Origin of the sequence: Shewanella sp. 10N.7 (assembly GCF_020806285.1) — a bacterium.
Classification (GTDB): Bacteria; Pseudomonadota; Gammaproteobacteria; order Enterobacterales; family Shewanellaceae; genus Shewanella; species Shewanella electrodiphila.
Genome location: NZ_JAJGZS010000040.1, coordinates 1 through 12,017, shown reverse-complemented (window position 1 = coordinate 12,017; position 12,017 = coordinate 1). Strand labels below are relative to the sequence as shown.

Here is a 12,017-nt window from a genome sequence, read left to right as displayed (position 1 = left end):
ATGAATGTAAAATGTTAGTTTCCAGTTTGAGCATTGGCTTCAATTAAGGCATTTTTGAAGTCGTTTGCCCAGCGACGATAAACCGTTTTGACATCTCCCCAATTAAATACTTGAGTGTTTTGACGCCATTGATCAAATCCCATCGCACGATCGGCAGCTTTCGCTAACACTTCGCCACTTTCAGCATCTTTAAGCACGGCTAATAACACCATCGAGCCTGAGCTTTGGGTGTATGTTTTTCCTGATGAGTTAAAGCTTCTGCGAGACTTTTCGATCGGAGCAGTTAAGCGAATATCGGTGACTGCAGTTTCAATGATTAATGTATTTGGCCCAGCTTGCGTGACTAGCTCAAAAGGCTGCTCGCTATTAAACACATCGGCAACGGTCTTTGAAAATTGTAGCGCCATTTTATCTAATGACTCTTGAGGTAGGTCGTAGGTTGCGTTTAAACCGTCACTTTGCCTATCAATTTTCGGCGCGCGATAATCATCAGGGTGATCGTTGGTGACCTTTGCCGGTTTAAAATACAGTTTACTGTATTGCTGCCAATTAACATTGGGTCTTGCATATGAAAGTGCGAGCTTTGAATTATCGACTTTAACTAAACCATCTTTAGTGGTTTCAGCATCAGGGCCTTGTTGCAGTGTCGCAGGTCCTGAGGCGCAGCCAATAAGGCTGAACAATATACTGGTCACTAGAATAGCTGGGTAAAACTGACGATTGCGCATATGATTAATCCCTTAAATAATACTGTTAGTAAATATGGCAGCTTAATCAAAAGAGTCAATCAAAGCGTCAATCAAAGCATTAGTCTCTGTTAAGCTAAGATATTATGGGTAACTATTTTATCTTTGCGATACAAGGTTATAGCGTCATTAAAGTGGTAGTTGTAATAGCCAAGTAAGCTTGGTAAAAAGAGAATGAGTAGCAAAAGGAATGATAAATATGGATATTAGACTCGACGACCTCACAGGCGATGATGTGGCAAAGTTATTGGGTGAGCATTTACAAGATATGTATGCGACTTCACCTGCCGACAGTGTGCACGCATTAGATTTATCTAAGCTGCGCCAACCTCATATCGACTTTTGGACTATTTGGGAAAACAACCAACTAGCAGGCTGTGGTGCGATTAATCGATATTCAGTAGAGGATGTTGAAATAAAATCTATGCGGGTATCGAATGCATTTCGCCGCCGTGGTGTTGCAGCTACTTTATTGACCTTTATGCTCAATGAGGCTAAAGCTAGAGGGGCTAAAACAGTTAACTTAGAAACGGGTTCCATGGACTTTTTTATCCCAGCAAGAACGTTATATGCTCGCCATGGTTTTATTGAATGCGGCCCCTTTGCAGATTATAAAGCAGACGCTAATAGTGTGTTTATGACCCTGAGTTTATAAGCGAAATAAACGCACTATTAACTGCTTTTATTATTCAAGATACGGCCTCTTCATCTTGGAAAATATCTTCAATTGTGAGCTTAAATAATCTTGCTGCTTTAAAGGCTAAAGGCAGACTCGGATCGAATTTACCTTTTTCAATCGCATTAACAGTCTGTCTGGATACATTCAATAAGTCAGCCAGTTGCGCCTGAGTTAAATTGTGCTCTGCCCGTAGCACTTTTAATCTGTTATTCATCGATATTTCCTATTACCCAATATAATGCCGACCATGTAGGTCAAACTCATGACGATGACAAGATGAGAAATTTCGGCATGAGCGTTGATTATCCCTGTTGTAGCTAGGGTTGAGTAACTAATACCCACAATTAATCCGACTCCAAGGCTCAAGCCCATGGCATTTAACTGAATTTTTTGTTGTAGCTCATCGAGAGAAGCGAGGTGTTGTTTATTGGCCCAGATCATACCGATACCCACCAAGAAGTTTCCTCCAATTGTAGCCACCGTGATGATGTCATTTTCAGGCCACAAAAAGATAGGCCCAAAAGTCGTTATTGCGAGCGTTATCACCCATGCTGCAGTCCATTTAGCTAATCGTATTGTGTTGATGCTGTTGCACTTTTTCCAATCATTATCCATTGAATCATTCATAGAACACCCTGTTATCCATTTTGATTTTAAATTAAACTTAACTTGTCTTTATGTAAAGTAAGCTTGACTTAAATATGTGCTTTAAAAATTAAAATGTCAAGTTTTAGCGACATTTTATCAAGTTAGCACGACATGGCTATAGGCGCTAGAGGGAACTATTTGGCATTTTTTGAAAGGGTGGGGAGTTATTAAGTTGCTAATCTATAAGCTATAAATCACTCAGCGAGTTATAAGTATAACTCGCTGAGTAAGCGTAAGGGAGTGATCGACTAACGGTGGATTAATGTTGTAGGTGGATCTCTCTCACCGGACAAGGAATGGTAATGCTAGCGGTTTTTAATGCGCTAAAAATGGCTAAATTACTTTGATATTTATCTTCATAATAACTTTTAGTTGGTACCCAATAACGCACACCAATTTCCATTCCTATGCTATTAAAGTCATTAATACCAACCTGTGGCGGACGAGACTGATTCACTTTCTCTTGAGACAATAATGCGTCAGTAATTAACGTAGTCACAATTTGAGGATCGGTTTCATAATCAATGTTGAACTTGGTTTCGACCAATTTGTATTCTTGAGAGTTATGTAAGATTTCACCAACAATGTGCTTATTAGGAATATGAATTAACTCGCCTTCTTCGTTAGTCAGAATCGTGAGTCCTAATTGAATTTTTTGTACGACACCTGACACGCCTTGGATCTCGATGGTGTTACCAATAACAAAAGGTCTAGTGACAATAATCGTCACGCCTGCAGCGTAATTGGCAAGCATGCCTTGTAACGCTAAACCAGCGCCCAATGAGGCAGCACCAATAGCGGCGACCATTGGCGTCACACTGATCCCGAGTTTGCCTAAACAAATAATCGATACCATGACGATGATGGTAATTCTGACAAGGTTTGAAACAAAGTTACCTAAAGTGACATCAATATTATGTTTTTCAAATTGATTGGTCACCACATCAGACATCTTGTTAGCTATCCAGATACCAATGAGCAAAATGATAATAGCACCAATTATTTGGAAGCTATATTGGACAATAAACTCTGTCAGCAACTCATAAACATTTTGCAGTTGAGCTAATTCTTGATCTAAGCCTGCTGGGGTCTCATTCATAATGATGGTCTTTTTATTAGATGAATAAACAGATAATCACTGATTATAGTGTTGTAATTAAGTGTTGTCTTGGGTTGTTTTTTAACGTTTTTACACAATTAGACTCACAAAATATTCATTAATCCTATTTCATTAATTTTAATGTCGTTAATACGTGAGATACCTCAAGTTTTTCAGGCTAGTTAATAGGTAGGGAATCTCATTAAGGTATAGTGCATTGCACCCTCTATTTGAAGACTTTTTCTATGATTAAGGCTTTAAACCCTACTTCAGGAATAACAAGATGAAAGCAATTTTATTTGTAGTAAGTTTATTTTTTATGACGACGGCACAAGCGAATGTGTTTGCTGTGAACGATAAAATTGAACCTGTGACGTTAGAAGATCAATTTGAACAACCGCTAGTGATTAACGAGCAAACCCAAGTTGTACTATTTAGCCGTGGTATGAAAGGTGGCGAATTCATCCAAGAAGCCTTAGAAGCAATTCCTGCAGAGAAAAAGCCTGAAAACTTGGCTTATATTGCTGATATCAGCGGCATGCCTTCACTAATTGCTCGTTTTGTTGCAATCCCAAAAATGAAAGATTTACCTTTTTCAATGGGGCTTGATCGTGAAGGTGAAGTGACAGCTTCTTGGCCTGCGGAAAAAGATATGGCAACAGTTATTGTATTAGATAAATTTACCGTAGTCAGCATTGAGAACTTTGACTCAAGTGACGCTATTGTTGAAGCTATCAGTAAGCAGTAATTCAATTCAAAAAGGCGACTTAATCTAGCCTAAAACTAAAGGACGCCTATGCGTCCTTTTTTGTTGCTTGCGTTACAAGGTTAACTCGTAAATGCTTACAGTAAATAGGCGAAATTACCGCTTACTGTTTTTTAAGCATGGTATAAATTTCTTCTTTTAAATGTAGCTTCTTCGACTTAAGGATTTTAAGTTCAGGTGTGGTGTCACTATTATAGTGCTTTTCATGATGCTTAATTTTTTCATCTAACTGATTGTGCTCATCAAAAATCCTAGAAAAATGTGCATTTGATGTTTTTAATTTACTGATTAAATCACGGTACTCTGGAAACATAGAACAACTCCTTTTCGTTACTGTTAACTTAAAATTACTCCCTCTTTTGCCTAGGTAACGTGACTAAGATCAACTATTGCTTGATTGGGTAAAATTGCCCTAAATGAACTAAAATTAGCTATTATTTTTTAGGTGGTTTATGGTGCGCTAAATTAGCTAACGATGTTTGCGCTTGTAAATTTGCCACGGCAATCGTTTTATAAATATCAAGATTTATGTGATCGAGTTAACCTTAACTGAGTGGATAGTGGGTTAAAGTCGACACAATTAGGATTTTATATTCAATAATGAAAGGGGTTTTCAACATGGCCGACGTATTTCACTTAGGTTTAACCAAGCAAATGCTTGATGGCGCAACTTTGGCAATTGTGCCTGGCGATCCAGAAAGAGTTAAGCGAATTGCTGAATTAATGGACAACGCGACTTTCTTAGCAAGTCACCGTGAATATACAACGTATCTTGCTTACATTGATGGCAAAGCTGTTGTGGTTTGCTCAACGGGTATTGGTGGTCCATCGACTTCAATTGCAGTAGAAGAGTTAGCACAATTAGGTGTGACGACTTTCTTGCGAGTGGGTACAACGGGTGCGATTCAACCTGAAGTTAATGTGGGTGATGTGATTGTGACTCAAGCATCAGTGCGTTTAGACGGTGCAAGCTTGCACTTTGCGCCGCTTGAATTCCCAGCAGCAGCTGATTTTAACTGTACGACAGCTATGGTTGCAGCATGTCGCGATTATGGTTTAGAGCCTCATGTTGGTATTACCGCTTCTTCAGATACTTTCTACCCAGGTCAAGAACGTTATGATACCGTTTCTGGTCGCGTGACAAGCCGCTTTGTAGGTTCTATGAAAGAGTGGCAGTCAATGGGCGTGCTTAACTATGAAATGGAATCAGCAACCTTATTCACTATGTGTGCTTCTCAAGGCTGGCGCGCAGCGTGTGTAGCGGGTGTTATCGTAAATCGCACTCAGCAAGAGATCCCTGATGAAGCGATGATGAAGAAAACCGAAGTCAGCGCAATTACCATCGTGGTTGATGCTGCTCGTAAGTTATTGGCTTAATATTATTAAGTCTAATTAGGGCCTGTTGATCTTTCAAGGTTGTTTTTGCAGCGAATTGTTGGCCATTTATACAAGGCAGAGACTTTGTGGTGTAGTTATTCTACATAAAAAGTCGATAACGCAGTAAAAATCGCCAACAAACGCTGCCCAAAGGGTTCGACTAAAAGCGTTTTACTCTTTGTTGGATGAATCTTGCTTAGATGACTAGGCATCAATCCATCCGCCTCAATTAAAACGCTTTTATTTCGAACAAAACTTAACCGGCAAAGTTCAACAGGCCCTAGTTAACTTATTGTAATTAAAGGTGCTTCGGCACCTTTTTTGTTGCCTTTTTTTTACGAATGATGAAGTATTTTTAATGTAAACCTAACCCTTCAACGAGGGAATGTGATTGCAATTTCATCGTTTTACTGTATTGTTGACATAATATGTCGCATTTAGCAGACATTATCGATAACGATTATCTGTCGTCATTGTTACTACTATTTTCATTAATATTTTTACTACTATGCCTTAGGCATTCCAACAGTTATCAAGTCTATACAATTCACGCTATCCCAACTAAAGAGGATGCCGAACAGGGTTTTATAGCTTAAAGGATTTTATGATAACGTTTTTACAGGGGGGTATATGGAGTTTTCAAATCCAACCAGCATTTGGTTAATTGTTGGTCTTATCTTAATGGTCGCGGAAATTATCGTTCCGGGCGGCATCGTAATCTTACTCGGCGCTGCATGTGTTATCGTCGCTGCTGCATTGTTTGCAGGGATTGTTGACGGCGCAACACAAAGCTTTACCTTATGGTTTATTACGTCAATCGTGTTGTTACTGAGTTTTCGCCATATCACTCAAAAAATGATTGGTGGTGATGCTCATGTGGATAATACCGATGAAGAAATGGATTTATATAATCAAATTGTCACGGTAAAAGCGGATATTGGCCCCGGTGAACATGAAGGACGTGTGACGTTCTCTGGCACTGAATGGCCTGCATTAGGTGATGGCACCGAGATCAAATCAGGCAGCAAAGTGCGTATTATATGTCGTGAGAACATCGGATTGATTGTTGAGCCTTATGTTGAATCAGAACCTGAAACACCGAATTAAAGTGTTATTGCGCTTTAACACTCATCGAATTTAAGTAAAAATCATATTTACAAAAGGAAGGGGAAGTATGTTTGAACTAACCATCGCATTTTTATTTATCATGTTTATTCTTTATAAACTGATGTTGATAGTGCCTATGCGTGAGGTCAATGTGATCGAACGTTTAGGAAAATTTAGAACCGTACTAAAACCTGGATTTCATTTCTTAGTGCCATTTGTGGATCGCGTTGCTTACCGTCACGATACCCGTGAAGAAGTATTAGATGTCCCGCCACAAAGCTGTATTTCAAAAGATAACACCCAGCTAGAAGTTGATGGCTTAGTGTATTTAAAAGTCATGGACGGTAAGTTAGCCAGTTATGGTATTGAGAATTACCGCCGCGCTGCCGTTAACCTTGCACAAACCACCATGCGTTCAGAGATTGGTAAATTGACCTTGTCGCAAACCTTTTCAGAACGTGACAGCTTAAACGAATCTATCGTTCGTGAGATTGACAAGGCATCCGATCCTTGGGGGATCAAAGTACTGCGTTACGAGATCAAAAATATTACCCCTTCAATTCACGTTATCCATACGCTTGAAAAGCAAATGGAAGCCGAGCGTCGTAAACGTGCTGAGATTACCTTAGCTAATGCTGAAAAAGACGCGATGATTAATATTTCGCAAGGTGAACGCCAAGAGGCAATTAACTTGTCCGAAGGGCAAAAACAGAAACGAATTAATGAAGCAGTAGGCTCGGGTCAGCAGATAACGATTATTGCTCAAGCTAAATCTGAAGGCATGAATATGATTTGTACCGCCCTTGATAATGAAGGCGGCAACGATGCAATGAATATGATGCTTAAAGAGCAGTTCATCAGCCAAGTCGGTAGTATCTTGTCTGAATCTCAAGTGTCGATTGTCCCGGCTGAAATGGCCAAGCTTGAAGGCTTCTTTGAGGGCATGGAGCAAGTGACTCACGCGGTAGCTAAAGCACCGGCAGCAACAAAAGGAGCACGTTAATATGTTAAATGGAATTGATACCGATTTTGTTGTGATGATTATTTGGGGCGCGATATTTCTCATTTTCGTGTTAAAGCTATTTCAATCTATTCGCTTAGTACCGACTAAATCGGCCTATATTGTTGAGCGTTTAGGTAAGTATCACAGCACCTTAGATGCAGGCTTTCACGCACTGGTGCCGTTTATCGATAAAGTGGCTTATATACATGACTTGAAAGAAGAAACCATTGATGTGCCACCACAAGAATGTTTCTCAAGTGATGAAGTGAATGTTGAAGTGGATGGAGTGATTTATATTTCAGTCACTGATCCAGTTAAAGCGAGCTATGGTATTACTGATTACCGTTACGCGGCGATTCAGCTAGCACAAACCACCACACGTTCAGTGATTGGTACGCTTGATTTAGACCGCACCTTTGAAGAACGTGACGTCATTTCGGCTAAAGTGGTTGAAGTACTCGATGAAGCGGGCGCTATGTGGGGCATTCGAGTTCATCGCTATGAAATCAAGAATATTACTCCACCAGAAACCGTTAAAAATGCCATGGAAATGCAAGTGAACGCCGAGCGTGAGCGCCGTGCATTACTGGCAAGAAGTGAAGGTGATAAGCAAAGTAAAATCAACCGTTCTGAAGGTATCATGACTGAAACCATTAACCGCTCAGAAGGTGAAATGCAGCGTATTGTCAACGAAGCTGAAGGTAAAGCTGAGGAAATTTTAACCCTTGCTAAAGCAACAGCAGAGTCGATTGAAAAGTTGGCTGTAGTGATTTCAAAACCCGGTGGTCAAAGTGCGCTGCGCCTGCAACTCGGTGAGCAGTACTTTAAACAACTGGGTGGCTTAAGCGACAAAGACAATCGTGTGGTCTTACCCGGCAGTATGATTAACTTCGACTACTGGTTAAATAGCATGGGTCTTGAAGACGAAAAGAAGAAATAGCTTTCAGCTGCTTTGGTTAACTCAAAACGCTGAGTATTAAGTTAACCTAGATAAAAAAAACTAAAAGAGGTTAGCACTACGCTAGCCTCTTTTTTTGATCGTTAAAGCGGGTATTACGATTAACCTTTACTATCAAATGAAGCCTTTGCGAAATCAATGAGATAACGTTATGTTTAATTAACTGGCTGCTTGCCTTGTTCTGTTTTAACTTATCAATGATGGAATTTGATGAAACCTAAGATTTTGCATTGTGTCGATGACCCGAACATGGGCGGCGTTAATTTTGCGCTGCAAAGCCTGTGTGGCTCCACGTTGCAAGATGACTTTGCATTCGATATTCAATATATCGATTTTTCAACGCCTGTGAATATCAATAGCGATGCCGACATTATCTGCCTTCATGGGGCATCAAACTGGCGAAACCTGCTCAACATTATTCAGTTTAAATGGCGTCATCCAAACACCACATTTGTGCTGCAAGAGCATCATTACAGCGCCGCTTTTGTCAGTGAACAAATTAGATCTCCCAAGCGTTTTTATTTAATGCTGAAATTGAATTATTGGCTGATGGATAAAGTCATCGCCATCGCACCTTCACAGCAACAATGGATGCTAGAACATAAGCTTATTTCTCAGCAAAAAATCGCTTTATTAGGGCAGGGACGGGACTTAACTCGTTTTACCGCCAGTGTTATCGCTAGTCAAATCCCTAACAAAAGCCCTAACAAAAGCCAAGATAAGCTAAACGCTAATGAGGCTCCGGTGTTAGCCGCCTATGGCCGATTTCACCCTCAAAAAGGCTTTGATTTACTAATTAAAGCCATGCAGCAGGTGAAGTCACCGTGTCGATTATTGTTAGCTGGAGAAGGTGGGCAACTCGACGAGCTTAACGCGTTAGCAGCAAAGGTAACTAATGTTGAAATTGTCGGTAAAATAGATGATGTCCCCAGTTTTTTACAAGCCTGTGATGCCGTCATTATCCCGTCAAGATGGGAGCCATTTGGGCTGATATTCATTGAATCACTAGCAATGAATAAACCGATTATTTCAAGCCAAGTGGATGGCTTAGGCGATCAAATTAACCAACACACTGATCATCACCTAATTGATGATGGTCATCAATCTGCGATCACAGCTATTGCAGAGCCTATTTCAGCTGATTCGATTGCAGATGCCATTAATCATTTTTTATCTCAAACAGCAGCAACTTCCTTGGTGGATGCTCAAGCGACAGAAGAATGCCAAGTCGTTGCAGACAGCCAAGTCACGGCTGTTGGCTCAGTCGACTCCAATCCTGACTACATTGAACAGTGGAAAGCCCTGCAATGGCTTGAGCTACAACAAGCATGGAAAAGTTTGTTTAAGCAGCTTTTAGAAGACAAGAAGGAAAGTTAGTAATAGAAAAGAAGTTAAGCCGCCCTAATGATTTTAAAGGCGATTAATTACTATGATATGCCGATTAACCAAGGTAGCGCAGCCCCTAAACCTACAGAAAACAAGCCAAGTATAAATTTTATGTGATTCATGTAACTACATTTTGAGTACATAAATACCCCAATGAAAAAGGCCAAAAACGACCAGATAATCGAACCGATAAAATATAACTGCAAAGCACTTTGATTAACTGAACCTGTATAAGCAGGGCCTGCAATATCGTTCAAAAGCAGTGCTACTAGCAAACCTAAAACAGGTAAAAAGCCAAGCATAAAAATTTGTTTATTGATCATCCATTTATTCATTATTGAATCCATTCAATTAAAAGGAAATATTTACACTACAGAGCAATAACTAGCTGGTCAAATTAAGCGGCGAAAGAAGAGTAGGTAACTGTTCTATTGGTTAAATTTTTTACTGTGCGGCTTCTTTATTGATGCCCCGAAAATACTTACCTAAATAAAATGCAGCTAAAACAGTGATTACATCAATAGGGAAATTAATCCTCCACATAGGAGGAATAAATAACTCTCCTAGCAGTAATAAATTCATCGTTAAACTTAGCAATGAACAAGCTGAAAAGGATAACGCTAAGTGAAGGATTGTTCGGTTAACCTGTTGTTTAGCATAGATGGTTAAAATGAAAATACTTAAAAGCGCAGATGGTAGTTTTTGATAAATAAGTAGTTCATTTAAAGATTTAGGTGAATAATAATCTACTCCCCAAAGTACTGATAGTAGTGTACTTAATCCTGTTTGAGCTATAACAAGAATAAAGCAATATTTTATAATTCGATTCCAATTCATAGCTATCCTTGCCACATATCGTCTGCTAATTAGGTGTATCACAGTAAGCAAGTAAATGAACTCTTTTAGTCCTGGCTTAATATCCTGTTAGCTGGTTTCTAGTTTACTGAACATTTGCTAGAAATTTTAATTTTGAGTTCGCCAACGGTTTCAATAAAAGGTCGAATTGAACAGAAACCAGCAGCAATAAGACCCATTGAGCCATAATTTAATGGCAAACCGACCCCTTGTGACATGATGTTGTAACCAACCAAATATCCAATGTTATAAACTGCACCAATAATGACAAAGGGCAGAATAAGTAAGAATACCCAAAAACGAATTTCTGACAATGAATTCATAACTAATCCTTTAGATTTATATTTTTGCAGCTAATGCCCAATTAACGGGTTAATACTTAGGTAGCTGCCCACTGTTTGTTGCATAATTTCTACCAACTCACTATCCATATATTGATAATCATCAGGAATATCTAATACTTGAATCTCTTTATAATTTAGTAGCCTCGTAAATTCAGCTTTAAGCCTGTTTTTATGCTTTTCTTCCATAACAAAAATCACGTCTGCCCATTGAATATCTTTGACGTTTACTGTTCTTTTAGCTTTAGGGCTCGTACCAGCTGATCTAACGTTTAGTTCGGGGTGGTTCTTCCAAACTTGCTCTCCAGTAGGACTACGCCATTGATTACGACTACATATAAAGAGGATTTTTTTCACATTACTGTCCTCAATTGGCATTTCATCATCTAATTTTTGTCTCAATGTTATTGGAGGGTAATCAATCCCTAATTGTTTAGCTCGTTTTAATTTTTTCGAGCGAATGTACATAAGCTTCCAGTTTTTCTCTGGAGTAAATTGCTTCTCAATATGTCCATCTTCTTTGAGTTTTTTACATTCTTTCTTTGCCTGTCTCCAAGCTTTATTTCTGTCGTTATCCATAATTCTCATCAATTTATCGGGTTCAGCAGCCGCAATAATACGGTGAGATTTGGTGCGGAGCTTAAAGCCCCTAACAGCTTATTAAACGGCTCGGGTGATAAAGTAGGCGGCTTAAGTTATTGATTAATATCATCCTACATTTTTATCTGCTTGATATAAATGCTAATTTATTTTTTACAGCTTAAAATTAAACGAGCTTTCCTGATAAAGGTGGCTGAAAAATAATGATTATTCTTTAAATTGATAATTATCATGGAGTTAGAGTTAGCTACCTTGTTTCATTGTCTAGCGATGTTTGGAATAGCTCAAAGTCGTGGCGCTTCGCCCACACCAGACGAAAGGGAAACAACAGCATTTCCCTTCTCGCTGATTAATATATAAAGAGTTCTGCCGCTCCGGCGAAGTGTTTTTCCTCATGCTACAGAGCTAATTTACTACCGCCTCAGATTCGCCATCCTTGGCTCAATCTGAGG

16 protein-coding genes and 1 pseudogene are annotated in these 12,017 nt (G+C 39.3%); 7 read left to right on the top strand and 10 right to left on the bottom strand.

What is annotated here, in order from left to right; genetic code table 11:
• Positions 1 to 14: 14 nt before the first annotated feature.
• Positions 15 to 728 carry a DUF3313 family protein gene (locus LMH66_RS19125; protein WP_229372344.1) on the bottom strand — a complete coding sequence of 238 codons (714 nt, stop codon included), beginning with the start codon at positions 726 to 728 and terminating at the stop codon, positions 15 to 17.
• A gap of 217 nt (positions 729 to 945) precedes the next feature.
• Between LMH66_RS19125 and LMH66_RS19120 the strand changes: the two genes are divergently transcribed.
• Entirely contained in the window at positions 946 to 1,401 is a 456-nt protein-coding gene (locus tag LMH66_RS19120; protein ID WP_229372342.1) for a GNAT family N-acetyltransferase, read from the top strand.
• A 34-nt stretch (positions 1,402 to 1,435) separates the two neighbouring features.
• On the opposite strand, the gene LMH66_RS19115 is transcribed toward LMH66_RS19120, so the two are convergent.
• The 3 genes from LMH66_RS19115 to LMH66_RS19105 all read right to left on the bottom strand — a co-directional run bounded on the left by LMH66_RS19115 (position 1,436) and on the right by LMH66_RS19105 (position 3,172).
• Positions 1,436 to 1,639, bottom strand: coding sequence for a helix-turn-helix transcriptional regulator (locus LMH66_RS19115; protein WP_102526423.1), 204 nt, complete (start codon positions 1,637 to 1,639; stop codon positions 1,436 to 1,438).
• A complete protein-coding gene (locus LMH66_RS19110) occupies positions 1,636 to 2,052 on the bottom strand; it encodes a hypothetical protein (protein ID WP_229372340.1) in 417 nt (138 codons plus the stop codon). Before LMH66_RS19110 ends, LMH66_RS19115 begins: the two co-directional genes overlap by 4 nt.
• A 280-nt stretch (positions 2,053 to 2,332) precedes the next feature.
• On the bottom strand, positions 2,333 to 3,172 hold the full coding sequence (locus LMH66_RS19105; protein WP_102526425.1) for a mechanosensitive ion channel family protein: 840 nt from the start codon (positions 3,170 to 3,172) through the stop codon (positions 2,333 to 2,335).
• A gap of 283 nt (positions 3,173 to 3,455) precedes the next feature.
• On the opposite strand from LMH66_RS19105, the gene LMH66_RS19100 reads away from it, so the two are divergent.
• On the top strand, positions 3,456 to 3,920 hold the full coding sequence (locus LMH66_RS19100; protein ID WP_229372338.1) for a hypothetical protein: 465 nt from the start codon (positions 3,456 to 3,458) through the stop codon (positions 3,918 to 3,920).
• Between the two features lie 121 nt (positions 3,921 to 4,041).
• Here the strand turns inward: LMH66_RS19100 and LMH66_RS19095 are convergent, their stop codons facing one another.
• Positions 4,042 to 4,251, bottom strand: coding sequence for a YdcH family protein (locus LMH66_RS19095; RefSeq protein WP_102526427.1), 210 nt, complete (start codon positions 4,249 to 4,251; stop codon positions 4,042 to 4,044).
• A gap of 305 nt (positions 4,252 to 4,556) precedes the next feature.
• On the opposite strand from LMH66_RS19095, the gene udp reads away from it, so the two are divergent.
• Positions 4,557 to 5,315 carry a uridine phosphorylase gene (udp, locus tag LMH66_RS19090; protein WP_229372336.1) on the top strand — a complete coding sequence of 253 codons (759 nt, stop codon included), beginning with the start codon at positions 4,557 to 4,559 and terminating at the stop codon, positions 5,313 to 5,315.
• Positions 5,316 to 5,326: 11 nt separating this feature from the next.
• On the opposite strand, the pseudogene LMH66_RS20585 reads toward udp, so the two are convergent.
• Positions 5,327 to 5,527, bottom strand: a pseudogene (locus tag LMH66_RS20585) (hypothetical protein).
• Between the two features lie 418 nt (positions 5,528 to 5,945).
• Here LMH66_RS20585 and LMH66_RS19080 point away from each other — a divergent pair.
• From LMH66_RS19080 to LMH66_RS19065, 4 genes are all read left to right on the top strand, one after another.
• The gene (locus LMH66_RS19080; protein ID WP_229372334.1) at positions 5,946 to 6,422 is read left to right on the top strand and encodes an NfeD family protein; all 477 of its coding nucleotides are present in this window, start codon (positions 5,946 to 5,948) and stop codon (positions 6,420 to 6,422) included.
• A gap of 67 nt (positions 6,423 to 6,489) precedes the next feature.
• Positions 6,490 to 7,425 (top strand): SPFH domain-containing protein, encoded by a 936-nt coding sequence (locus tag LMH66_RS19075; RefSeq protein WP_102526430.1) that lies wholly within the window; start codon positions 6,490 to 6,492, stop codon positions 7,423 to 7,425.
• Position 7,426: 1 nt separating this feature from the next.
• Entirely contained in the window at positions 7,427 to 8,365 is a 939-nt protein-coding gene (locus LMH66_RS19070) for an SPFH domain-containing protein (protein WP_102526431.1), read from the top strand.
• Between the two features lie 228 nt (positions 8,366 to 8,593).
• Positions 8,594 to 9,760 (top strand): glycosyltransferase family 4 protein, encoded by a 1,167-nt coding sequence (locus LMH66_RS19065; protein WP_229372332.1) that lies wholly within the window; start codon positions 8,594 to 8,596, stop codon positions 9,758 to 9,760.
• A 50-nt stretch (positions 9,761 to 9,810) separates the two neighbouring features.
• On the opposite strand, the gene LMH66_RS19060 is transcribed toward LMH66_RS19065, so the two are convergent.
• The 4 genes from LMH66_RS19060 to LMH66_RS19045 all read right to left on the bottom strand — a co-directional run bounded on the left by LMH66_RS19060 (position 9,811) and on the right by LMH66_RS19045 (position 11,544).
• Positions 9,811 to 10,092 carry a hypothetical protein gene (locus LMH66_RS19060; RefSeq protein ID WP_229372330.1) on the bottom strand — a complete coding sequence of 94 codons (282 nt, stop codon included), beginning with the start codon at positions 10,090 to 10,092 and terminating at the stop codon, positions 9,811 to 9,813.
• Between the two features lie 121 nt (positions 10,093 to 10,213).
• Positions 10,214 to 10,606, bottom strand: a complete 393-nt coding sequence (locus LMH66_RS19055) for a hypothetical protein (RefSeq protein WP_229372328.1) — start codon at positions 10,604 to 10,606, stop codon at positions 10,214 to 10,216.
• Between the two features lie 98 nt (positions 10,607 to 10,704).
• Positions 10,705 to 10,947 (bottom strand): hypothetical protein, encoded by a 243-nt coding sequence (locus LMH66_RS19050; RefSeq protein ID WP_102526435.1) that lies wholly within the window; start codon positions 10,945 to 10,947, stop codon positions 10,705 to 10,707.
• 30 nt (positions 10,948 to 10,977) lie between these two features.
• Positions 10,978 to 11,544 carry a low molecular weight protein tyrosine phosphatase family protein gene (locus tag LMH66_RS19045; protein WP_229372326.1) on the bottom strand — a complete coding sequence of 189 codons (567 nt, stop codon included), beginning with the start codon at positions 11,542 to 11,544 and terminating at the stop codon, positions 10,978 to 10,980.
• Positions 11,545 to 12,017: the final 473 nt, after the last annotated feature.